The organism is Acinetobacter sp. AG3, assembly GCF_022343575.1.
Classification (GTDB): Bacteria; Pseudomonadota; Gammaproteobacteria; order Pseudomonadales; family Moraxellaceae; genus Acinetobacter; species Acinetobacter guillouiae.
Map to the genome: position 1 here is coordinate 2,226,876 of NZ_JAKQZD010000001.1, position 23,205 is coordinate 2,250,080.

At 33.8% G+C, this 23,205-nt stretch carries 21 protein-coding genes; 15 read left to right on the forward strand and 6 right to left on the reverse strand.

Annotated features, from left to right (window positions below; all coding sequences use genetic code 11):
* Positions 1-7 precede the first annotated feature (7 nt).
* On the reverse strand, positions 8-883 hold the full coding sequence (locus L3V46_RS10310) for a DUF6685 family protein (RefSeq protein WP_239045621.1): 876 nt from the start codon (positions 881-883) through the stop codon (positions 8-10).
* A 355-nt stretch (positions 884-1,238) separates the two neighbouring features.
* Between L3V46_RS10310 and L3V46_RS10315 the strand changes: the two genes are divergently transcribed.
* From L3V46_RS10315 to L3V46_RS10345, 7 genes are all read left to right on the forward strand, one after another.
* Positions 1,239-3,461: a TonB-dependent siderophore receptor gene (locus L3V46_RS10315; RefSeq protein ID WP_239045622.1), complete on the forward strand. Its 2,223-nt coding sequence runs from the start codon at positions 1,239-1,241 to the stop codon at positions 3,459-3,461.
* Between the two features lie 165 nt (positions 3,462-3,626).
* Positions 3,627-3,881: a hypothetical protein gene (locus L3V46_RS10320; protein WP_239045623.1), complete on the forward strand. Its 255-nt coding sequence runs from the start codon at positions 3,627-3,629 to the stop codon at positions 3,879-3,881.
* Positions 3,874-4,632, forward strand: a complete 759-nt coding sequence (locus L3V46_RS10325; RefSeq protein ID WP_239045624.1) for a Fic family protein — start codon at positions 3,874-3,876, stop codon at positions 4,630-4,632. The genes L3V46_RS10320 and L3V46_RS10325 overlap by 8 nt, the downstream gene beginning before the upstream one ends.
* 396 nt (positions 4,633-5,028) lie before the next feature.
* Positions 5,029-6,315, forward strand: coding sequence for a salicylate 1-monooxygenase (salA, locus tag L3V46_RS10330; protein ID WP_239045625.1), 1,287 nt, complete (start codon positions 5,029-5,031; stop codon positions 6,313-6,315).
* 45 nt (positions 6,316-6,360) lie between these two features.
* Positions 6,361-7,713, forward strand: coding sequence for an MFS transporter (locus L3V46_RS10335; RefSeq protein ID WP_239045626.1), 1,353 nt, complete (start codon positions 6,361-6,363; stop codon positions 7,711-7,713).
* Positions 7,714-7,761: 48 nt separating this feature from the next.
* Complete coding sequence (locus L3V46_RS10340) at positions 7,762-8,655, forward strand: LysR family transcriptional regulator (protein ID WP_004720408.1); 894 nt, start codon at positions 7,762-7,764, stop codon at positions 8,653-8,655.
* A gap of 201 nt (positions 8,656-8,856) precedes the next feature.
* Positions 8,857-9,327: an Lrp/AsnC family transcriptional regulator gene (locus L3V46_RS10345; protein WP_004720411.1), complete on the forward strand. Its 471-nt coding sequence runs from the start codon at positions 8,857-8,859 to the stop codon at positions 9,325-9,327.
* Positions 9,328-9,524: 197 nt separating this feature from the next.
* Here the strand turns inward: L3V46_RS10345 and L3V46_RS10350 are convergent, their stop codons facing one another.
* The 3 genes from L3V46_RS10350 to L3V46_RS10360 all read right to left on the reverse strand — a co-directional run bounded on the left by L3V46_RS10350 (position 9,525) and on the right by L3V46_RS10360 (position 12,680).
* Positions 9,525-12,185: a LuxR C-terminal-related transcriptional regulator gene (locus tag L3V46_RS10350; RefSeq protein ID WP_239045627.1), complete on the reverse strand. Its 2,661-nt coding sequence runs from the start codon at positions 12,183-12,185 to the stop codon at positions 9,525-9,527.
* 88 nt (positions 12,186-12,273) lie between these two features.
* Entirely contained in the window at positions 12,274-12,435 is a 162-nt protein-coding gene (locus L3V46_RS10355) for a rubredoxin (protein ID WP_004821516.1), read from the reverse strand.
* Positions 12,436-12,515: 80 nt separating this feature from the next.
* The gene (locus L3V46_RS10360; RefSeq protein WP_239045628.1) at positions 12,516-12,680 is read right to left on the reverse strand and encodes a hypothetical protein; all 165 of its coding nucleotides are present in this window, start codon (positions 12,678-12,680) and stop codon (positions 12,516-12,518) included.
* Between the two features lie 321 nt (positions 12,681-13,001).
* On the opposite strand from L3V46_RS10360, the gene L3V46_RS10365 reads away from it, so the two are divergent.
* From L3V46_RS10365 to metC, 8 genes are all read left to right on the forward strand, one after another.
* Entirely contained in the window at positions 13,002-13,439 is a 438-nt protein-coding gene (locus L3V46_RS10365) for a DUF2147 domain-containing protein (RefSeq protein WP_239045629.1), read from the forward strand.
* Positions 13,440-13,826: 387 nt separating this feature from the next.
* A complete protein-coding gene (locus L3V46_RS10370; RefSeq protein WP_343212685.1) occupies positions 13,827-14,153 on the forward strand; it encodes an oxidoreductase C-terminal domain-containing protein in 327 nt (108 codons plus the stop codon).
* Positions 14,154-14,234: 81 nt separating this feature from the next.
* Positions 14,235-15,326: a hypothetical protein gene (locus L3V46_RS10375; protein WP_239045630.1), complete on the forward strand. Its 1,092-nt coding sequence runs from the start codon at positions 14,235-14,237 to the stop codon at positions 15,324-15,326.
* Between the two features lie 66 nt (positions 15,327-15,392).
* Positions 15,393-16,525, forward strand: a protein-coding gene (locus L3V46_RS10380) for an IS3 family transposase (protein WP_225367773.1) whose coding sequence is annotated in 2 segments (ribosomal slippage) — positions 15,393-15,645 and positions 15,645-16,525 — 1,134 coding nt in all. Because the reading frame shifts where the segments join, the coding sequence is not laid out codon by codon here.
* A 462-nt stretch (positions 16,526-16,987) separates the two neighbouring features.
* Positions 16,988-18,115, forward strand: a complete 1,128-nt coding sequence (locus L3V46_RS10385; RefSeq protein WP_239045631.1) for a helix-turn-helix transcriptional regulator — start codon at positions 16,988-16,990, stop codon at positions 18,113-18,115.
* Positions 18,116-18,266: 151 nt separating this feature from the next.
* Positions 18,267-19,358, forward strand: coding sequence for an OmpW family outer membrane protein (locus L3V46_RS10390; RefSeq protein ID WP_239045632.1), 1,092 nt, complete (start codon positions 18,267-18,269; stop codon positions 19,356-19,358).
* Between the two features lie 56 nt (positions 19,359-19,414).
* On the forward strand, positions 19,415-19,696 hold the full coding sequence (locus L3V46_RS10395; protein WP_239045633.1) for an enoyl-CoA hydratase-related protein: 282 nt from the start codon (positions 19,415-19,417) through the stop codon (positions 19,694-19,696).
* A gap of 394 nt (positions 19,697-20,090) precedes the next feature.
* Positions 20,091-21,260 (forward strand): cystathionine beta-lyase, encoded by a 1,170-nt coding sequence (metC, locus tag L3V46_RS10400; RefSeq protein WP_239045634.1) that lies wholly within the window; start codon positions 20,091-20,093, stop codon positions 21,258-21,260.
* 82 nt (positions 21,261-21,342) lie between these two features.
* Here the strand turns inward: metC and L3V46_RS10405 are convergent, their stop codons facing one another.
* Together L3V46_RS10405 and L3V46_RS10410 are read right to left on the reverse strand one after the other, a co-directional pair.
* Complete coding sequence (locus L3V46_RS10405; RefSeq protein ID WP_239045635.1) at positions 21,343-21,657, reverse strand: hypothetical protein; 315 nt, start codon at positions 21,655-21,657, stop codon at positions 21,343-21,345.
* A gap of 514 nt (positions 21,658-22,171) precedes the next feature.
* Positions 22,172-23,191, reverse strand: coding sequence for an MBL fold metallo-hydrolase (locus L3V46_RS10410; protein ID WP_239045636.1), 1,020 nt, complete (start codon positions 23,189-23,191; stop codon positions 22,172-22,174).
* Positions 23,192-23,205: the final 14 nt, after the last annotated feature.

Sequence of the window (23,205 nt, forward strand, 5' to 3'; positions counted from 1 at the left end):
TGACTATTCAGATCATAAATTCTTTCAAAAATTCTTTAATGTTCTGATTATTATTTAAAATAGTGCATATGCTTGAAGAATTATTATCCTTCTTAATTATTAATATATGAAAATTTTCTAAATCAAGCGTATATGCTTCAATTTTTTTTGAGTAAATAAAGTTTATAAAATGAATAATTGATTTGTCTTTAAATACTATAAAAAGACAATATTTTTCAAATAATGTATCTAAAATTAAATTATCTATATAAAAACTATGAAGATTAGTTTCATATAATTCATTATGATTAAACTCATTACATAGAGTTATAACTCGCCCTAAACGATGAGAACCACCAGCATTATTAGCCATTATTTTATTATGCCATTGAAATTTATAAAAATCCTGATGATTATCTGTAAAACTATCAGGTGATGGGTTTTCCTTGTCTATAATAGTTTCTAATATCTGTTCTTGATTAAATTTTAGATAATTTTCTCGTTTTTCTTCTGATAAGCTTTTCTTTCCTTTAAACAATGTCGCAAGCCACCAACTAGAAATATTAGTATAATCTGAAAAAAGACCTTCATCTCGAGAACATGATAAAAAACCGACATCTCTTAAATTAATATATTTTCTTTCAACATCTTTTTTAATAAGAAGTTTTAGATATTTTTCTAGTTCTGTTCTACTTCTTGTAAGGTTTCCATCTAAAGGTCTTAATTTTACGGAATATGTATATGAATCTAACAAAACATCTAATCTTAGTAATTCTTTTGCGCTAATGAAATTTTCATTTCTAAATTTTTTTATTAACTCAAAATAATTGTATTTGTTTAGCTCCAAATCTACTGTTTTTTTAATTTTAGATTCAATATAAAATGTGCAGATATAGTTTATCATTAATTTACTCTAAAAATATAAATTTTATTACTGTTTAACATAAATTAAAATCAAATGAAAAACAATATTTATTGTTTAAGTATTCTAAAATATTATTGTAAATCCATTAAAAATATAAAGCAAAAAAGATATCTAGTATTTAAATAAATCTTACAGACATGTTGTGACTAAAATTTAAAAATTTAAAAATTTAAAAATAAATTCAAACCTAAATTTTTATCTACATAGCTCTATCGAAATATTTTTTTAAAGCTTAAATATCTTATAGAAATGCTTGTTCAATCGAAGAAAATTGTGAATACTCATGCGCACAAATTTAGGCTGTAAGATTATCTTTTGGGGTTAGACAATTACTGTGAAAACGTATCCATTTTCTCGTTTACAAAAAGCACTACTGGCGGTTGGTTCATTTTCATGTCTAGGGCTAAGTCCAGTATTGGCACATGCTGATACTGAAAAAGATACACAGCAACTTAAAACGATTAAAGTAAGCGTACAAACAGAAGAAACAACACCAGCTGCTTATTATCAACCCAAGGTAAATTTATCAGGATTTACTCAGCAGAATCTTGCTGAGATCCCTGCATCTATCAGTACAGTCACCGCGGAACGTATCGCTGACCAACATGCAAAAACCCTGACGGATGTTGTTAAAAATGATGCAGCAATCGGCGATGGCTACGCACCCATTGGTTATTATCCAAACTTTATTATGCGTGGCTTTAACCTAAATTTAGGGTCAAGTTATTTACTCAATGGCAATTTGTTGCGTGGTGAGCAAAATGTGGCGCTTGAGAACAAAGCACAAGTTGAAATTCTAAAGGGTATAAGTGCAATCCAAAGTGGGATGTCAACACCGGGTGGTGTCATCAATTATGTCACTAAACGTCCAGAAGACATTCGTGCTATTACCGTTGAAGTAGATAGTCATGGTGGCAATCGTGTTGCAACTGACTTGGGTGGCTGGTTGGGAGAAGAGCAACAGTTTGGTTATCGAGTGAATCTGGCCAAAGAAGAAATTCATCCTTATGTTGAGCATGCAGATGGGCAGCGTTTATTTGGCGCTTTGGCATTAGACTGGAAGATTTCAGATCGCTCAAAATTAGAATTTGACATTGAATCGCAGCGTCAACGTCAGCGCTCAGTCGCTGGTTATCAGTTACTGGATGGTACAACTGTACCCACTGGGGTTAAATGGGATCGGTTACTTGGCTATCAAAGCTGGAGTAAACCAGTGACCAATGAAAGCCTAAATGCCAGCTTAAAATATATTTACCAAGTCAATGACAACTGGACAACAAATCTGTCTGCTTCACAAAGCCGTGTCGTGATTGATGATTATTCAGCATTTCCGTGGGGTTGTGGTAGCAGTATTTGTCAAAAAACGGGTTTAGGTAATACTTTTGACCAAAATGGTAACTATGATATTTATGATTTCCGTAATCCAGATGACAGCTTTTTAACCAATCAATTTAAAGCAGGCTTAAACGGAAAGTTTAGCACTGGGGCTTGGCAACATAAGCTAAGTTTAGAACTGTCACATATAAGTAAACGTCATACGCAATATAATGCAATCAACGAGCCTATAGTTAAGGGTTCTGAATCTACAGGAAATATTTATAATGATCCTATAAACTATATACCGACTGAAAAAACATTAGGTAAACATTATAAATCATTAGACAGTCAACAAACCGCACTGAACTTACTTGACCAGATTGACTTTAACGCTGAATGGTCAGTTTTGTTGGGCGGCAAACTAATGCACTTAAATGAAAATGCCTATGATGAGAATACTAACAACATCCGAGAGACCAATTTTAATCGTTTCTTGCCACAGTTTGCGTTGATGTATCAACCTTGGGAACACACCCATCTCTATGCTTCTTATGCCAAAGGTTTAAGTGATGGCGGACAAGCCCCTTGGTTTGCTACTGGTATTCCTGATCAAGGGATTGAAGGTAATGCTTTTAAAACGTTAGCACCGATAAATTCAACTCAGTATGAATTGGGGATTAAGCAGCAGTGGCAAACATTACTGTTTACCGCGGCATTGTTCGATTTAACCCAAGACAATCAATACACCAACGCAGACAAATACTTTGTCACGGATGGTAAGCAACATAACCTTGGTTTGGAATTGGGCTTACAAGGACGCTTCGGGCAAAATCTAGATATGACTTCTTCTTTAGCTTTGATCCGTTCACGTTTAAAAGAAATACAAGTGGCAGATTATCAAGGTCATCAAACTCAGAATGTACCAAGTGTCCGTTTTGCTAATCATCTGTCGTATCGAGTACCACAAGTAGATGGCTTACGTTTATTGGCTGGCATGCAATACAGCAGCAGTAAATATGCCAATAAAACTGGTACAGTAAAAGTATCAGGCTATAGCGTGTTTGATATAGGTACAGCTTATAACTTTCGTGCTTATGGTTATGACAATACGCTTCGATTCAACATTGATAACATGTTTAATAAAAAATACTGGCGCGATGCGGGGAGTTTCTTAGGCGATGACTATTTATTTCTTGGCCCACCACGTACAGCACAACTCTCGTGGACTGTGGGTTTTTAAAGTAACTTGTTGAGCTTATTGGCAATTTAAATTGAGATGTAAGCTAAGTTAATATTTGACGGTTAGATAATTTAATTAACGAACCGTCAATAGCATCTCATTTTTTATTAGCGTAGAAGTTACCCATGTTATAATAGAGAGGCAGTTTTATTAAGGAACTTTGTGATGCTGAATGTGAATGAAATTCCACATAAAGGGTTGAAAAGATATATAGCGAAACTTGCACGTCAAAACCATATAAGCTATATCAATACTAGAAGTAGTCTATTGGCTCAAACGATTACTCGTTTAGCTGATGATGATGTTAAACCAGACGAAACTGAAAAATTAGTAATTGCTTTACGTCGAGCAAATGTGATCGATGGTTCACAAATGTTGATTTTGCTTGGCCGTTATTTTGATGAAACTCAACATGTTTGATCCCTTTAATGATTTTGAGACAAACGGTTATTTACGCAATTTCAGAAAAGATAAAAATTTAGAAATCGTTAAGCGTTTTGAACATGCTTATTTTGAAGCGAATATTGATACAGCCTTAGATTTTTTAGCATCATGTCCACGAATAACTTATGCGGACTTCCTAAAAGTTCATCATATTTTGTTTTCAGATTATTATCCTTGGGCCGGCCAAGATAGATCAATCACTTCACCAAATTGCGCGATAAAAAAAGCAGATACATTATTTGCACATCCTATGTCAGCACAGCTTGCTATAGAACAAGGCTTAAGTCTAGCCAATGATCCTAAAATGATGAATCACAAGTTTGGCGAGATCATGGGATTATTTGCATATGGCCATCCTTTTTTAGATGGAAATGGTCGTACTATGCTGCTAGTTCATATTGAACTTTGTTATCGTGCAGGATTCTCAATAGAATGGGATAGAACAAATAAAATAGATTATCTCGTAGCATTGAGTAATGAGATTGATAAACCAGGTAAGGGAATCCTAGATAATTATTTACTCCAATATAAGACGACTACCGCAGACCGTACTTCTTGGAGCAATCACATTTCAGCAATTCATGGCTTAAATGGAATTCATGGTGATGTTCAAATTGGTGAGGATTTATCTGATCCAACAATTGCCGAAAAGTATGAAAAACTTGAAGAACAGCGTGGTTACACGTATATCAATGTAACCTCTGAAAAGTCTAAATCTAAAAAGTGATCTCAATAAGAAAAATAGTGTTGTATAGACAAGGTTCTTAAATATTTTATTTAAGTCTCAAATAAATTTATGAAACTAAGCGTGATATTTAAAACACTCTTCAAGAAATAGAACAATAATTTAGTTATATCAATACTTTAGAATTTTTCAAAAAGTCCTTTTTTAAAACTATAAATCAACATAAAATCCCCCTCATCCTAGCCTTCTCTCGGAGGGAGGAGGGACTTTCAATCGCAATATGATTCACGCTACATGATCATTTTTTGCTTTAGGAAAGAGATTTATTTAAATAAATATCAAAAAATTTGATAGTATAAACCTAAAAATATAAATTGGATTTATTCTAAAAAATAACCAATCATAGAATTCTAAGCAATTTAGTAAGGAATGCTAAAAATGGACAAAAAAATTAGAGTTGCTGTGATTGGTGGCGGTATTGCTGGATTAGCACTCATGACTCAATTGGTCAAAAATACACATTTAGATGTACATCTCTTTGAATCTGCATCACAGTTTTCTGAAATTGGTGCAGGGATTTCATTTGGTGCCAATGCAGTTAAAGCCATTCAATTATTAGGTTTAAGCCAAGAGTATGAATCTATTGCAGATCAGGTAAAGGCACCATACACTGATATTTGGTTTCAATGGCGTAATGGTTATACCGATGAGTATCTATCTGCATCGATTGCGCCACAAGTGGGACAGTCTTCGGTACATCGTGCAGATTTTCTCGATCGTTTAATTCCGTTAGTGCCTTTAACAAATGTACATTTTAATAAACGTGTACAAGAAATTGAGGCAGATGAAGAACAAGCGACAATTCACTTTATCGATGGTCAACATATTACATTTGATTATGTGATTGGTTGTGACGGGATCCGTTCAGTTGTTCGAAACCATGTGCTTGATTCTAATCAATTAGCGCGTGTTGAACCTCAATTTTCGGGAACTTGGGCATATCGTGGAATTATTAAATTTCAAGATTTTAAGCAAGCCATTGCAAAACTGAGAAATGATGCAGAAATTGCCGATGTGCCGCAAATGCTTTTAGGGAAAGATAAACATATTTTAACTTTCCCAATCCGTCAGGGTGAAGAAATTAACATTGTGGCATTTAAGTCAGATCGCACGCAAACCGTATTAGCAGAGAATACACCATGGACATCTCCTGTTTCAAAACAAGCCATGCTGGCTGATTTTGCAGACTGGAGCGAGAGTTGTAAGGCGTTATTAGATCTGATCGACTCACCAACCATTTGGGCACTACATGAGATTCAACCTTTAGAAACCTATAAAAACAAAAGCAATAATGTGATTTTGATTGGCGATGCTGCTCATGCCATGTTACCGCATCAAGGTGCTGGTGCTGGACAAGGTTTAGAGGATGCTTTGATTTTAGCTAAATTATTAGAAAACCCTGAGTTGACATCTGAATCTATCAAAGCTGTATCAGAAATCTATGAGCAAGTTCGATTAGCGCGCGCCGTGAAAGTTCAAAATACCTCGCGTGAATCAGGTGAAATCTATGAGCTATATTCATCGAAATATCCTGATTTTGAATCAATAGGCCAACATCTGGCACAGCGTTTTGACTGGTTATGGCAGCATTCGCTTGAAGATGATATTCAAACAGCTAAAGCAGCATTAGCAAAACAACTACAGCACACTGAAATGACGACTTAAACAACAAAGATTACAAACAGGACAATATGACCAGGGAGGTCTATTATGCAAATCATAAATGCAAATGAAATTATTGATCATGCCAAATTAAAAGCCATTCATTGGCGGGTGATTCTACTCAGCGCATTGATCATTATCTTTGATGGTTATGATCTAGTGATTTACGGTGTTGCTTTACCCAAGTTGATGGCAGAATGGAAAATTGACAGTATTACGGCTGGATTTCTGGGCAGTGTCGCTTTATTTGGGATGATGTTTGGTGCAATTATTTTCGGTAGCCTGAGTGATAAATTAGAAAGCTATGGATTTAGCCGCAAAAAATTAATTATTTTATGTATCTGTTTATTCAGTGGTTTTACTTTACTTTGTGGTTATGCCAATAATCCACAAAATTTTGCAATCTTTCGGTTTTTGGCTGGTTTGGGTTTAGGCGGAGTCATGCCAAATGTAATCGCCTTGATGACGGAATATGCACCTAAAAAACTACGTTCAACCTTGGTTTCCTTAATGTTTAGTGGTTATGCAGTTGGTGGGATGTGTTCAGCTTTATTAGGAATGTGGTTAGTCCCGCAATTTGGTTGGAAAATCATGTTTATTCTAGGAGGCACACCACTTTTACTCATTCCCATAATCTGGAAGCTGTTACCCGAATCGATTGATTATTTGGTACGCCGTGATAAAACCGACCAAGCCATTGAGATTCTTAAACAAATTGACGGCAATATTACCTATACGTCTCAGACTCAAATTGGTCTTCATCAAGACAATCAATCCACCTCTAAAACCCCGATCAAGGATTTATTTGCAGAAAATCGTGGGATGGTAACACTCTTATTCTGGGGCAGCGTATTTATGGCGCTTGTACTGGTCTATGCTTTAGGTAATTGGTTGCCTAAATTAATGGTAGAAGCAGGCTATGATTTATCGACCAGTCTGGTTTTTCTATTGGCTTTAAATATTGGGGGAATGCTTGGTGCAATTTGTGGTGGCTACTTAGCGGATCGTTTTAATCTGGCAAAGGTATTATGCTCACTGTTTTTAAGTGGCGCGATCGCATTAATTTTACTGAGTTATAATTTACCAATGGTCATTCTTTATTTTTGTATTGCGGTTGCAGGTGCGGCATCAATTGGTGGGCAAATCTTATTATTGGCGTATATGTCTCAATTTTATTCATCCAATATTCGTACAACAGGCTTAGGAATGGCTTTAGGTGTGGGGCGCTTAGGTGCAATTTTAGGGCCAATCTTATGTGGTTGGTTATTAAGCTTAAGTCTGCCCATTAATTATAATTTTATCGCATTATCAATCCCCTGTATTATTGCGGTAATAAGTGTTTCAATGATTCACTTACGCTTGAAAAAAACAAAATTGGCGGTGAAAGCGCTACAAATCTAAAAGTAGAGTAGGGAGGTCTACCTCCCTCATTCAATAGAGATATTACAATTGATTGATCTAAGTCTTATTAAAGTTTTTATTATCGTTTTTGAAACTAAAAATATTAGTCATGCAGCTGAGCGCCTCAATTTAAGCCAACCTTCTGTCACCTACAATCTAAATCGCCTACGTAAATTTTTAAATGATCCTTTATTTGAACGAGACAAATTTGGGGTCAAACCGACCAAGTTGGCACAAAGTTTATACCCAAGCTTTAGACAAGCAATTACCGATATTGAAATGGCAATTACAGCATCTAAATACTTTGACCCAAAAACCTCAACTCGGATATTTCGTTTAGGTTTGTCTGATTTGGGTGAAATATGTTTACTACCTTCGTTAATTCAATACCTTTCTAAAGAAGCACCATTTATTAAGGTGGAAATTGAAGAAATTCAATCGCATAAAGTAGAAGACTGGTTGACTGAAGGTTTTTTAGATGTTGCTGTATTCAATAGTAGTTATACCGTTATGCCTAAAATTGAATCACGTAATTTATTTGAAGAACGCTATATGTGCATTGCGCATAAGTACCATCCACGTATCAGGGATACACTGAGTTTAGAACAGTATTTTCAAGAAAATCATGCAGCTATTAAATCTTCAACGGGTCATATTGAAATTGATCAAAGGCTAAAAGAATTAGGCTTAAAAAGAAAAATCATGCTTGAGCTTCCTCATTTTAGTGTTTTACAAGATGTTGTGACCAGTTCTGAATTATTAGTGACTTTGCCTTCTCGGGCAGCAAAAGTTTATGCGCGTAATGGTGATGTCAATATTTTTGAATTACCGTTTTCAGTTAAACCGTTTAATGTGAGTGCCAATTGGTATAACCATCGAGATGACATAGAAGCCAGAACATGGTTTATCCAAACACTACAAGAACTTTTCCAATCGCTATAACGCCTTATTCTTATTAGCAATGCGTTAAAAAACCGTGAATAGAGCCATAACTTATCTGAACTACTCTTGATTTGAATGAGAGTTTCAAGTAATCAGCACTAAGAATTAAAAATCTATTTATCTTGTTAAAAATAGAATATCATTCCAATCATAGATAAATCAGTGACTCATTTTTTTAATTTCTTATATAAAGTGAACTGCATGAAATTACAGCTAGATAAATACGATCGTGGCATTTTGGAGCTATTACAAAAAGATTGTACCTGGGCGATTGGCGATATCGCAGATCGTATTGGATTAAGTAATACAGCATGTTGGCGACGCATTCATAAAATGGAAGAAGAAGGCATCATTCGCGCTAAAGTTGCTTTATTAGATCGTAAAAAACTAAATATCAATGTGATTGTCATGGTTTTTATTAAAACTGCACAACATAATGCAGAATGGATTGAAAAATTTCACAATCATATCCATACAATCGATGAAGTTATAGAAGTGTATCGAATGGCTGGAGAGACTGATTATTTGTTAAAAGTCGCTGTACCCGATGTGCTTGAGTATGACAAAGTCTATAAAAAAATAATTCAAATTTCTGGTCTTACTGATGTGAGCTCCAGTTTTGCGATGGAGCAAATTAAGTATACGACTGAATTACCTTTAAATTTTCTTTGATTATTGATTTTTTTCCATAAAAATTAAAACAAATCTCTTGATTCAGGCAATTAGAAAATATATGGGTGGGCATTCTAAGCTTCTATCCGAGCTGTAACTTAAATCTAAGGAACAGCAAGAAAATTAAACTTTCAAATATTCAACAGCAAAATCATACGCCGTTAATGGTTTAACAAGAGAAAAATACCAATTGATCACTATAACCAGCCATTTTTCCTCGCTATGGCAACAGCTTCTGTACGAGAGTGTGCATCCAGTTTAGAGTGTATACGTCTAAGATGGGCCTTAACCGTTGTTACTGCTAAAAAAATTTTATCTGCAATTTCTTGATTACGTAGTCCTTCAGCGGCATGACTTAAAATTTCTAATTCTCGTTTGCTTAAAGCTTCATAAAATACATTTTTTCTATTTGGAGGTGTTTCTTTGATTGTAGAATAATCGACTAACGAAATTAAAATTTCCAAAATTTTACGAGTATTTGAATCTAGATGAAATGATTCCCTATAATTTTCATAAAAAGCATAAATCAATTTATGCATAATAGGACCTTCATCTAAAAAGCTTCTAAGGTACTTTTCATTACCAATATCTAACAATATGCTTCTAAAACAATCAAATGCTTGTTTCTGATTATTTTCGCTAAAATAAAGAGTAGAAAGTATCATTTTTAATTTAATTGCACGTCTTTCATGAAGTAAATTTTTTGTATGTTTAATGAAATCTTGAATTTTTCGCTCATGCTTTTTCCCGTCACTGTGACTTATATCAATTCGCCATATAAGCATTTGAGGGGTATCAAGATACTGAGCTGGCATATAAAAATTATCTAGCGTATGCCAAATATCCCAAGCAATGATTTCATTCAAAATGTTCCGCGCAAGATAATAATCTTTATTCAGCCAATGTATTCGCGCTTGTTCAAGGAGAGCACTGGCCTTAACACGCATAAAGTTAAAATCTGCTCCAATATATTCTAGTTCTTTAAGACAACATAGTGCTGCTGTTTTGTCATGATGTAATGAATATTCAATTTTAGCGGATAGTGTATAGGCAGATATTAATGAATCTATATGACCATTTTGACGTGCGTAGGCAAGACAATTTTTGACTAAACTTAATGATTCTTCTAATTGATTTCTTTCATATAAAATTTCAGCTAAAGGAACTTCAATCATTGCTTGACCACCAGCTACATCATTTTGATGATCTCGCCAGCTACAATTATAATTTGTATACAATCTGATATAAGCCTGATTTAAATGCCCGTGTTGTAACTCTATACATGCTTCATTGTATTCATAAATAGTTTGTATAAAAGTATTTCTATTATATCGAGAATTATTGATAACTTTATGAATTATTTTTCGAGCATAATCAATTTTGTTATTTGCGATTAAATAATGGGAATAAATTAAAATAAAAACATGATTCAACAAGCTATCATATGTATTTAGATCATTATAAATTATTTTACAGATAGCAAAACTTTCCTCGATATGATCAGTCATTGTGAGCCATAAGCAATCTAATATTTTAGTTTCAATATAAGATAGCAATTTTTGCCTTTTCATTTTATCGATGACATATTTAGCTTCAGCATAACGACGATTTAAAATTAGAGCTAATGTATATGCTGTTTGTAAGTGTTGCAAATTCTCAAAAATATGGGCTGGTATTTGATCCAAACAGCGTAATAAAAACCGTATTCTACCTTTTTCTAGCAATTTTTGGCTATGTAGAGTCAAAATTTCGATGCACTTGCCAAACGCTTTTGCAAGTAAATAGTGTTCAATTGCTTCAATCGGTTGGTTTAAATAAAGTAGACGCTCTGCAGCACGTAAATGCAGTGATTTAAATTTTATAGGGTATAAACTTTGAAACTGATTCCGTAAATAACTTAAAAATAAACCATGGAAACGATATTTTTCATGTTGCTGATCCATAGGAATAAGAAAAAGGTTTTTTTGCTCTAATTGTTTAAGTAAATAAGCGCTATTATTTATTTTGAGTAACCAATCACAATCAGCCACAGAAAATTGCGAGTAGACACTACAATTCAATAAAAAATCCTGAAGATTATTGGGTAATTGATTTAAAATTTCTTCGCTTAAAAAATGATTCAGTCCACTATGATTAATTGAAAACTTCTGAATCTGTGTACGTAGAGAATGTCTCGAAGTTAAGGTTAAACCGAATTGCTGAATAGCAATAATCCAACCTTCGGTTTTTTTGAGCAATAAATTAATTTCATTTGGATGAAGCTGAAATCCATAATTGTTTAAGACCAGCTTATTTATCTCATCTGCACTAAAACTGAGTGCTTCTTGAGTAATTTCTAGTAATTGACAATGAATACGTAATGAGGCAATTTTTAAAGGCAATAACTGGCGGGAGCTGATGATAATTTGGCTATGTAAGGGTAAGTAATCTATGATCTGCTGTAAAAAATTGAGCGTTGATTCATCATAAATATGTTCTGCTTCATCCAAAAAAATTGAAAAAGGTTCTGAATACTGAGTAATATTTTCAAGAAAATTACTATTAAAAGCTTGATTAGTCGTTTTAAACCAAATATACGATAAATGTTGAATAAAATGATTAAAGTCATTGTCTGCATTATCAAGCGTCATCCAAATGACTTTACGATATTTCTTTTGATGAATATAAATTTGGCTTAAAAATGCAGTTTTACCAAATCCAGCAGGTGCCATCACAGAAATCAATTTAACCTTGGTATTTTTGTTTAAATGATTAAATAAGTGAGTCCGTTTAATCTGCGGTTTTATTGATATTGGTGGAATGAACTTTGTCATCAAAATATTGTTATTTAGTCTTGTATTTGAAAAAAGATTGTCCATTTTCTCACTCCTTGAAAAAATAAATCTTTAGAATACTTACAATGAGGCAAAGATCAGTCATTACAAATTGATTGCCTCGAAATGAGTTTTAAAATATTTCCTCAAAATTTTCTTTAGTTGCACCACAATCTGGACACATCCAATCATCTGAAAATTGATCCAGAGATGTTCCTGGTGCGATCGCGTCTTCAGGAATTCCAACTTTTTTGCCATAAATAAATGAACAATATCGACATTGCCATTTTTTCATCTTATGTACTCACATCATTTGTCGTTTTTGACTGGTCATTTTTTACTGGCACAAGACCAAAAGCTTTTATGATCAACAGCTCATTTGCTACATGATGGCCATGTTTTAATTCCCACAGTTTCAACAATTGCCAGAATGGCTAGACAGATAATAAACAAGAATAAAGTTGCTAAAGCAATTAAAGGGGCTTTAGTTAACTCACGTAATGCGTGATCGAATGGCTTAGATTTACTCATCGTTCTCATTGTCATTTCCTTGGTTTTCACCCTGATGCAATTTGGTATCTTCATCAAGATGACAAAAAAATGGCGAAAATAAACCTGAGAAAAAGGTTGGTTTTTGTCATTACGTTTTTTGATTCGTTATTTCTACTTGGCTAATGGCTAAAACTTAAGGCAGGTAAAACTATAAATTAGTTCTTTGTGATGAATAAATCAGAGCCACCTTTTGTTAGCTTGCCTTTTGTTTGTTTTTAATCCAGTTATTAAAAAACAATAAATTTTCTGAAATACATATGAGTTTAGCTTCTGGCTTGGAAATAAGGCCATAAATAAAAGGATACGTTTATGAATAAAATTTTAATTTTCGTAGCAAGTGCTTTTCTAGCTTCTGCTTCTTGGGCAAATGATTCGATTCAAGGCACAAAATGGAAGACCATTGATGATAAAACTGGCAAACCCAAATTTCTTATAGAAATTAAAAAAGTAAAAGACAATATCTATAATGGCAGTATTGTAGATGTCTTTGATCTAGAGAACAAATTGACTTGTAAAAGTTGTAACGGTAGGTTGATGGGAAAACGCCTACAGGGTACAACCGTCATTAATAGTTTAAAATTAGTAGAAAGTGGAAAATTTAAAGATGGAAAAATTTTAGATCCTGATTCTGGTCGTATTTATAGCTTGGAAGGCGAATTAGTTGAAAATGGGAAAAAACTAAGACTTCGAGGCTATTTAGGAATTTCAGCATTGGGTAGAAGTCAAACTTGGCTAAGGGTTAATTAAATAAAAACTCTCCCATACCACCAATTCTGGGTATTGCAAATTTAGTTCAATACCTAGAATTAAACTTTCTCAATAATCGTAATTTGAATGCAATCTTTTTTGTCATATTGAATTTGCATGCCATATCTTGCCTGAGTAGTTATTAATGCATGGCATAGCGTCGTGTAAAAAGCATTAGAAACTATCGAAAAATATAAAATTACCATAGTCAGTGTGGGTACCAACAATGTTTCATCACATTTTGGATTTGCCACCTAGTATTCTCAATCAATATGACTATTCAAGTTTGAAAGTAGCGATCCATGCAGCCGCATTATGTAGAAATAATGCTTAGCAAATGCAGTTGATCAAGCCAAGACGGCAATAGCTACACTCAGTGGAAATTCAATCCCGCATAGTGCATTACCATGGTTTTGGTCTGAACAATATGACAAACGTTTACACATAGCTGGTGTAATAGATCACTATGATCAAGTCATTATTAGGCAGAGTTTCGCAAAGGGTGGATTTTCAAGATTATACTTTAAAGGTAATCTGCTAAAAATGGTAGTCTACGTAAATTCAGTAAAAGATTTTATTGCAGCAAAACAACGCATTGTACAAAAAACTGCGCTTGATTTAAACCTAGTTCAAACTGAGTCTGATTTAAAAAATGTGTGCTTAAAAAATAATCATAATTTCATTGTTATTCAAAAAAAATATAACCTACAATAAACATATCGGAAGAAATTATCATTATTAGAATAGTTATAGAGAATTTTTAAATAATGATAAATTATTTATGGAAGAAAGATAATGCTTTCAGCAAGCCAAGGAAGGCACAATAAGAATGAAAATATTTATATTCATTCCTGTTTTTATAAAGTTCGGCAATCTATAGAGAATATCCAGCTTAATTTCTTATTTGCACCAGGTGGTTATGGTAAAACATCAGTTTTGACATACTGTTTCGAATATTTCGAGAAAATAAGTAATGATATTTGCTGTATTTGGCTAGATGAGATAAATTTTGACCCAAAGCAAAGAGGTTCCTTGTTGGCTGCCTTAAGTCTTTTTTTTAATCATCAATTGGAACAAGATTCAACGATTGAAAAAATTTTACACAGGTATACTTCAGGTGAATGTTATATCTTTATTGATGATTACGAAAAAATAGAGTGTGCTCACTTTAATAATGAAATTGATAATTTATTAGATAACAAAAAGGTTAATTGCCATGTAATCATTGCATCACGTATATTTCCAAAATTTAGAATATCTTATTTAGAACTGAATCAGAAAATTAAAATATTTAATTCATCAAGTTTAAGCTTTAATAGCGTCGAAGTTTTCGAGTATTTAGATACCAACATTTCAGCCAGTCAACTTGAATTTGTGTTTAATAAAACACAAGGATGGCCATATGCCATATCCATTTGTAAGGATTTATTAAATAACCAACAAAATGCACGAAAGTTATTTGAGCTTTCGGGTGAGGATTATATATTTTCACAACTCTTTAAAGAACAAATTTTAGATAATTTGGATTCTGATATGCAAGAATTCCTGATTGGTTTGTCTACTCTTGAAACGGCGAATGCTGAACTTTGCAACTATGCATTAAAATTTACTGATAGTAAATCTAGATTAAAACAGTTATATCATAGCGGAGCATTTATCGAAAATACAGATCGAAATAATCGAGAATTTAAAGTCCATCCACTCTTGCGTGAATTCATACTCAGTCAACAAGTTAATAATAAGTCAAAAAAAATACTTGTTCGTGCATCAATGTGGTCAATTAGAAATCAATATTACAAAAAGTCTGCTTATTATGCAAAATTAAGTCAAGACCGTCATATTCAAAATTTAGTTATTGAAAAAACAGAGGTGGATCAGGAAATTTGAACAACACTTATAAGTGATATTTTGCTCCCCAAATGATGTTATAAACATCAATATATGGAGTATTTTATGGCACGTAGACCAAGAAGAAATCATTCAAATGATTTTAAAGCTAAGGTAGCACTTGCTGCGATTAAAGCAGAAAAAACACTTGCTGAATTGAGTGCTGAATTTGATGTTCATCAAAACCAAATTATCGACTGGAAAAATCAACTGATTTCAGCTTCCTCGCAAGCTTTCGATCAATCAAAAGCTCCAACAGAACCACCCATCGATCTAAAAAAACTACATGCAAAAATCGGTGAGCAGGCATTAGAAATTGATTTTTTAGAAGGTGTGTTGAAGAAACTGGGCCGCTTCAACCACAAAAGTTAATCGATGACTCACTTCAGATTTCAGTATCTAAGCAAGCTCAGCTGCTGAAAGTCTCCCGTGGTTGTTATTACTATCGCCCAAAACCTGTGAGTGCATCAGATCTGAAGCTGATGCGGTGTATGGATGAGTTACATATGCAATACCCTTTTGCAGGTAGCCGTATGATGCGTGATTTGTTGAATCGTCAAGGACATCATATAGGACGACGTCATACACGTACTTTAATGAAGAAAATGGGCATTAATGCGTTATATTGCAAACCAAATTTAAGCCAGGCTAATCAAGCTCACCGCAAATATCCATATCTGCTCAAAGGATTGGCTATTCAGCGCAGTAATCAAGTGTGGTCTACGGATATAACGTATATCCCTATGGCAAAAGGCTTTGTTTATTTATGTGCTGTGATTGATTGGCATAGCCGCAAGGTACTTGCGCATAGAGTATCGATTAGTATGGAGGTTACATTTTGCATAGAAACATTAAATGAAGCTATTGAAAAATATGGTCGACCTGAAATATTTAATACAGACCAAGGCAGTCAGTTTACCAGTGATGCATTTATTGATGTATTGAAATCAAATGACATCCAAATCAGCATGGATGGTAAAGGTCGATGGGTTGATAATGTGATGGTTGAACGATTATGGCGGAGCGTTAAATATGAAGAGGTGTATCTCAAAGCCTACAGCAATGTTTTGGATGCGAAGAAGCAATTAAACGCATATTTTGAATTTTATAATTTGAAACGACCTCATTCGAGTCTGGACAAAATGACTCCAGATGAGTTTTACTATGACCAGCTACCACAACAAAATAAGGTAGCTTAACTAGAGCAGAGTATCACTTATAAATAAGCTTTTAGTTGTTCAAACATGTGGGACCACCTCTAAACCAGTGAAATTTTAGCTAAGGACTTAGGTGAATTACCTACACTGATTAATTGGTTCAAGGAGTTAAAAGATGAGAAATATTTTAATTGGAATAAAATAATTTACTGGCTGGCATGGTCGCTCGCACTTTCATATCAATGGGAGGAGTCAAAACAAAGAGTAAATGATCTCAGACTAGCTTTACAAAATGATCAGTATCTAAATGAACTGGATTTTCAGTTTTTTTCTGCTAAATTAGATTCGATTGAAATTGTCTTATTAACATTTCAGGATAAACGCCAAATAAGTTTAGAAAAATCAAAAATTTGGTTTAAAAAAAATAAAAACACCGATAATTTTGATAAGGCAGTTGTATCTTGTGCAAGTTACTTAAGTTACAGATTGAATGTTGAGTATGATTTGGCTCAAAAATCAATCAACTATGCACTACAAGTGATTAGAGATACAGGCAGTATATATGGTGAAATCTGGGTTAATCTACTTTACGGCTTATTTCTTCTTGATTGTGGTCTATATAATCGTGCACAAAAAGTTTTAGAAAGGCAATTTTATAAAACAATTGAAGAAATAGGTGAAGATGCTTCTATTTTACCTACAATTTCACAATTATTATCAGCAATTTACTATGAAGTCAATCAAATTTCAAAAGCCCAAGAATATGTTGAAATTGGATATAGAAATATTAAAAATCATGGTTTAGTTGAAACAGCATTCGCTGGAATATCGACTTCTTATAAACTTCAAAAACGTTGGGCTGACACACAAAATTTAAGAGAGAACCTTCAAGCTATTATCTCAATTTATCCGAAACGGCTGCATATATTACTCCAGTACCAGCAAGTTGAATTGTATTTGCTTTCTAATAAAATTGAAAAAGACTTTAGTTGTTTAAATAACATAGATATTAGGGTGGAGGATAGTACTGATCAGTGCGCAGAAGTTAAAATTTATCATAAATATATCAATATATTAATGCAACTGAATGAAAATAACTTCAACTTAGTGTCTAAACTTCTCGATGAGTTTCTTTATGATAATCAATTGCAAAAAAACCAATTTTTGTTCAGTAAAATTTTAATTTTAAAATCATTTATTGCCTTAAAATATGAAAACAATAACAAAGAAGCATTGGATCGGATTAAACATGCTTTATTTTTGGCTACTGAAAATGGGTATTTTAGAGTATTTATTGATTTTGAAAAATTTTCTATAGCTTCACTTCAATTAATTAAGAGCTCAGCATCTACTTTAGATGAAAATTATAAAAATTTGCTCAATGAATTAAGCAACCACCTTTGCTTAGATGTTGAAAGTGATCAGATTAAATTTAATAGAGCTGCTTTCTCAAAAAGAGAATTAGAATTACTGCACATGTTAGAGTCAGGTTTAAAATATCAACAAATAGCAGATGAGCTTTTCATTTCACTTTCAACTGTAAAATGGCATATTAATAATATTTACATAAAATTAGGTGTAAAAAATAGAACCGGGGCATTAGTTATTGCTAGGAAATATGCATTAATTTAAAGAAAAGTCTCTCTTTTTTTAGCAAAAAAAAATATTGGCTTTATCTCATCATTAAAAATTTTTAATAAATTAGTTCTTTTTGACGATACAAGTTAATTCAATTTTGTCGTCAAATATTCATTCAAAATATTAAAATCTATTGGATGGATCCATGAAATTAAAAAATTATATATATAGTTTAGCTATATGTGCTGTATCTGCACAAACTGTTTATGCCAGTTCCTATTTTAAACCAAGTGATAAAACAGATTTTAAACGCTATTCGATTTCTATCGGCTGGTTGTATGCAAAACCCTTAGGTGATGCAAACAATATAAATAATACGACCGCAATCCCAGCAGGCAGTACTTATAGAGTAGGTGATGTCTCAACCCAGAATATTCTGGGCGCAATTGATCAGTCAACGACTCAAGGGCAACAAGCACATACGGTAATTAGCACTATACAAGGCCTAGGCATATCAAGCCTTTCAGCCGATTTAAGTGGTACTGCTACTCTAAATCAACCTTCTAATTGGACTAGCCCTAATACAGGCTTGGAAGTTGAAAACATTAATACCATGGGTATCATGTTTAATTATTATTTAAATGATAATATTTCGTTAGAGCTTAAAGCAGGTATACCACCTAAGGTTAAGGCAAAAGGAATTGGTCAGGTATATGCTCCAGTTATTGGTCAGGTTAATTTGCCACCCACATCAACAGCACTTATTGGTACAAATAGTATTCCCATTTCACAACAACTCTATATAACGGATCTTACCCAGTCCAAATATGCAATCGATACTAGAGTTTGGATGCCCGCAATTGAAGCCCATTATCAGTTTGGTGTAAGCGGTATTAACAAATTCCGTCCATATGTTGGTGTTGGCATACTATATGCCTATTTAGAAAATGTAAAAATCAATTCAGGTATTGAAAATGACCTTATTCTTGCTGGTCATCGGGTGCAGAATATTCTCACCGGTAATGCTGGAAATAGCCTTGCTGGTATAAGTTCAGATGCCAAACCTATTATTAAAGTCAGCACTAGAAATGCTTTTGCGCCAGTATTTAGTGTCGGATTTAATTATGACTTTAACTCGAATTGGTTTGCCGTAGCTTCATTATCTTATTCGAAAATGGATATTGACGCGAAAATTGATGTAAATAACCAAAATAACAATCAAAATCTGATTTCAGGAAAAGTTAAAATTGATGTTGATCCATTGATTAGTTACATGGGTATTGGCTATCGCTTTTAAAACAGAACATTTATAGGTATTAAAGGGAAACTATTCAACTATTATCATTTTAAAAAATGAGTGCAAGTACGGCATTTGAATATGGATTATTAACAATGGTTTCTTCAGATGCAGACTTTGAGCAACGAGTAAAAGAAAATGCAACTTTGTTGGCAAATCAGCCTTTGCCTGCACTCAATAATATTCGCCAATTACTACTTTCTAGCCATCAAAATAGTTTGGAAACTCATTTAGAGCTAGAAGCACGAGCGATTGCAGCAGTTAGTTTTGATGTCACCGTTAAGGAGGGTATGGCTGCATTTTTAGAAAAAGGACATCCAGATTATAAAAAAGTTTAAAACACTACAGATCTCTATATAAATGAATTTAGACCTTAATAGGTAAAGTTGCGATTTTAAGTATTGTCCAAACTTCATGGATGGTCTGATTAGTAACGAGCAATAAATAGTAGAAAAAGTAAATTGCCAATAAAAATCAGATCTACGAATCATATTTTTAAGCAAATTCCACTTAAATAATTATTCGAGATAAAGCAATAAAGATATCAACCAGCCACATCATGAATATTTACCTTATTATCTTAATATAGAAATAAAATTTCTTTTATATGCTAGAACATGGATTGAAATTCGAATTTTTCAGAAAAATAGTGATTTATTTAAAATAAAAATTCTATGCATTTATCTATCATTGTTTATAGAAATATTTGTTAGAAATCATGCTGGTGCTGCTATGAATCACTTTTGTACACAAGTCATAAATTTGGGAAGAACCCCTCAGCGTTTTGATGGTTTGGTGAATACACCTGTTTACCGAGGCTCAACTATCGTCGTCGATAGTTTTAAAGAATGGGAAGATCATAAGCAAAATGGCGGTGTTTATAAACATTATGGCCGTTTTGGTGCTGCTACAGCAAAGTCTTTTGAAAGTGCAATTAATACATTAGAAAGTGGGGCAGGATGCATGGTTTTTCCATCCGGACTATCGGCTTGTACGCATGCATTAATGGCATTCGTTGCTGCAGGTGATCATGTTCTGATTGCCGATAATATTTACGGGCCAACACGAAGTTTTGCAGACAGTATGCTGCCTAAACTGGGAATCCAAGTTGAATACTTTAACTCATGTGATCTAGATGAGTTAAAGAGCAAAATTAATCAAAAAACCAGTGTAGTCTTTGTAGAGTCACCAGGTTCAATTACTTTTGAAATTAGCGATATTGCTGCAATCTCAGAAATAAGCCATGCTATGAATGCCAAGGTTTTAGTAGATAACTCTTGGGCAACGCCATTGTTTTTTCAACCTTTAAAACATGGTGCCGATGTCTCAATTCAGGCTGTAACAAAATATATTGGTGGGCATTCTGACATTCTCATGGGGACTGCAACAGCAAATGCCGCATCCATAGAGCAATTAAATAAAGTTGTACACTTTTTTGGTGAAACGACAAGTCCAGATGATATTTATCTAGCATCACGTGGGTTGCGTAGTTTAGCCGTTCGTTTAAAACAACATGAAGAGAATGGCGTGATACTCGCTCATTATCTAAATGAACATCCAGCAATCGATCTGGTAAACCATGCAGCTTTAGCAATGAATCCATATCACAAACTATGGCAACAGAGTTTTTCTGGTTCTACAGGCTTATTTTCTTTTTATTTAAAACAAAACAATCCGTGTTTTGTTGAGGCTTTCTTTGATTCTTTAAAGCTTTTCCACATTGGCTTGTCATGGGGTGGATTTGAAAGTTTGATTTTGCCAGTTGGAACGCCTTATCGAACTCACAGTCATTTGCCTAGTCGTGGATATTTGGTACGTCTACATGCGGGACTTGAACATGTAGACGATTTAAAAGCGGATTTGGATGAGGCTTTGGCTATTGCTCAGCGTGCGATAGCTTAATTCTTGGAGTTTTACGTTTTCTTAATTCCCATTGCAATTGTTTTATTAAAGCTGGATATCTACGGCTTGATTCTATCAAGCATTAATTTAAGTGGCTGTTGAAGTCATTTTTTAATTCTTTTATTGTTGGAATCGCAGGGTATTCAGCATTTAATCTACGCCCATTTCTATTGATATTCTTTTTTCTATTTGGGTTTATTCTTATAAAAATAAGCTCATCTGGTTCATTTCTATGATTAATTTCACAAATCATAACTGTGCCAAATTTCTCAATAATTGTATGTTTTGGAAAGGTTCTTTTAACTAATTCCTTTAAATTTTGTTGATTGGACTTTTTACTTTTAACGATAACAATTCCAAGAGCCACAATGATTAAAACAATAACTAGAATTTTCATTTATTTTCCATGATAACATGGGTGATTTCTCACCTAAAATATACTCAAATGTTAATCTATATGAATGATTAATCTTATTTTTTAGTATATTTGTTCTATATTTCATTAAATCATTTATTTTACATTTTTTTAAGTTCTGAGCAAAAAAATTGCACATTAAAGATATAGATTAAGTAATTTTGAGCAAATATATTCACATTTTTTAAACAACCAAACTCATGGGGCTAAAACAACCATTAAGACATAAAAGTGTTCGTGCCTAAATAAATTACAGAGATGCCTCCACTCTCTTTTTGACTACATAGAAGCTGAATTGAAAAGATGGGAACTTTTATGAACATAAAAAATCAGCCAAAAGACCATGAGCAAGTTCTTATTTATACACACAAGACAAAGTCAGCCCTAGTTTTATCAAAAGAAAATATAGATGAAAACAATAGGGCTATATCACTGAATATAAATACCTTTAAAAGAGGATTGAGGGACGTAAATAATTTAAAAATGATTGAAAAAATTACGGACGCCACCAATAGTTTTCGACATTTGGCTGGTTTAAGTTCAATACTTCACCCATTTGAGGCGTACTAATCGCTAAGTCGTTTTGATGAGCCAAAGCCACAATCCGTTCAAATGGATCGTCCCAAGCATGAAGCGCCAAGTCAAAAGTCCCATTATGGACAGGCAACAAATGACGTCCTTTTAAATCGATATGCGCTTGTAAAGTTTGCTCAGGTTGCATGTGAACATCTGGCCATTCTGGATCATAGGCCCCAGTTTCTAGCATGGTAAGATCGAAAGGACCATAACGATGTCCAATCTCTTTAAACCCATCGAAATAACCAGTATCGCCACTAAAAAACACCCGTAGATCATTATCAATAATCACCCACGATGCCCAAAGCGTTGCGTTGCTATCACCCATACCACGGCCTGAAAAATGATGGGCAGGGGTAGCAATCAGTTCAAGACCAGCCACATGGGTTATTTCCCACCAGTCAAGTTGCTGAACCTTTTCTGCTGGCACACCCCATTTAATCAGTGTGTCACCAACACCAAGTGGTGTTAAGAAGTGTTCAACTTTGTCTTTGAGCTGGATTACTGCATGGTAGTCAAGATGGTCATAGTGGTTATGCGACAAAATCACGCCTTTAATGGGCGGTAAGTCTGCGATGCTAATCGGTGGTTGGTGAAAACGCTTTGGGCCAATCCATTGAAAAGGCGAGGCACGCTCAGAAAAAACAGGATCGGTTAACCAAAATTCATTACGTAATTTTAATAAAATGGTCGAATGCCCAAGACGAAATAGAGAACGGTCAGGGGCACTCATGAGTTGTTCTTTTGATAAACTTAACACAGGAATTTCTTGGTTTGGCACCGTATTTTTGGGTTTGTTAAATAGAAATTTCCACATTAAGCCTAGCGTTTTTCCGAAAGAATGTGTGTGCAGATTCGGTCTTGTATTGCTATATCTCCCATTGTGCTGCTGTGATGACATAAAGGGGGAAAGCAAGTCTGTTGCGTTTGAAATTGTCATTTTATTTTCCTTGA

Coding starts and splice junctions, on each gene's coding strand:
- L3V46_RS10310 (WP_239045621.1), bottom strand. CDS start 883: ATGATAAACTATATCTGCACATTTTATATTGAATCTAAAATTAAAAAA.
- L3V46_RS10320 (WP_239045623.1), top strand. CDS start 3,627: ATGCTGAATGTGAATGAAATTCCACATAAAGGGTTGAAAAGATATATA.
- L3V46_RS10325 (WP_239045624.1), top strand. CDS start 3,874: ATGTTTGATCCCTTTAATGATTTTGAGACAAACGGTTATTTACGCAAT.
- salA (WP_239045625.1), top strand. CDS start 5,029: ATGGACAAAAAAATTAGAGTTGCTGTGATTGGTGGCGGTATTGCTGGA.
- L3V46_RS10335 (WP_239045626.1), top strand. CDS start 6,361: ATGCAAATCATAAATGCAAATGAAATTATTGATCATGCCAAATTAAAA.
- L3V46_RS10345 (WP_004720411.1), top strand. CDS start 8,857: ATGAAATTACAGCTAGATAAATACGATCGTGGCATTTTGGAGCTATTA.
- L3V46_RS10350 (WP_239045627.1), bottom strand. CDS start 12,185: ATGGACAATCTTTTTTCAAATACAAGACTAAATAACAATATTTTGATG.
- L3V46_RS10355 (WP_004821516.1), bottom strand. CDS start 12,435: ATGAAAAAATGGCAATGTCGATATTGTTCATTTATTTATGGCAAAAAA.
- L3V46_RS10360 (WP_239045628.1), bottom strand. CDS start 12,680: ATGAGAACGATGAGTAAATCTAAGCCATTCGATCACGCATTACGTGAG.
- L3V46_RS10365 (WP_239045629.1), top strand. CDS start 13,002: ATGAATAAAATTTTAATTTTCGTAGCAAGTGCTTTTCTAGCTTCTGCT.
- L3V46_RS10375 (WP_239045630.1), top strand. CDS start 14,235: ATGCTTTCAGCAAGCCAAGGAAGGCACAATAAGAATGAAAATATTTAT.
- L3V46_RS10390 (WP_239045632.1), top strand. CDS start 18,267: ATGAAATTAAAAAATTATATATATAGTTTAGCTATATGTGCTGTATCT.
- L3V46_RS10395 (WP_239045633.1), top strand. CDS start 19,415: ATGAGTGCAAGTACGGCATTTGAATATGGATTATTAACAATGGTTTCT.
- metC (WP_239045634.1), top strand. CDS start 20,091: ATGAATCACTTTTGTACACAAGTCATAAATTTGGGAAGAACCCCTCAG.
- L3V46_RS10405 (WP_239045635.1), bottom strand. CDS start 21,657: ATGAAAATTCTAGTTATTGTTTTAATCATTGTGGCTCTTGGAATTGTT.
- L3V46_RS10410 (WP_239045636.1), bottom strand. CDS start 23,191: ATGACAATTTCAAACGCAACAGACTTGCTTTCCCCCTTTATGTCATCA.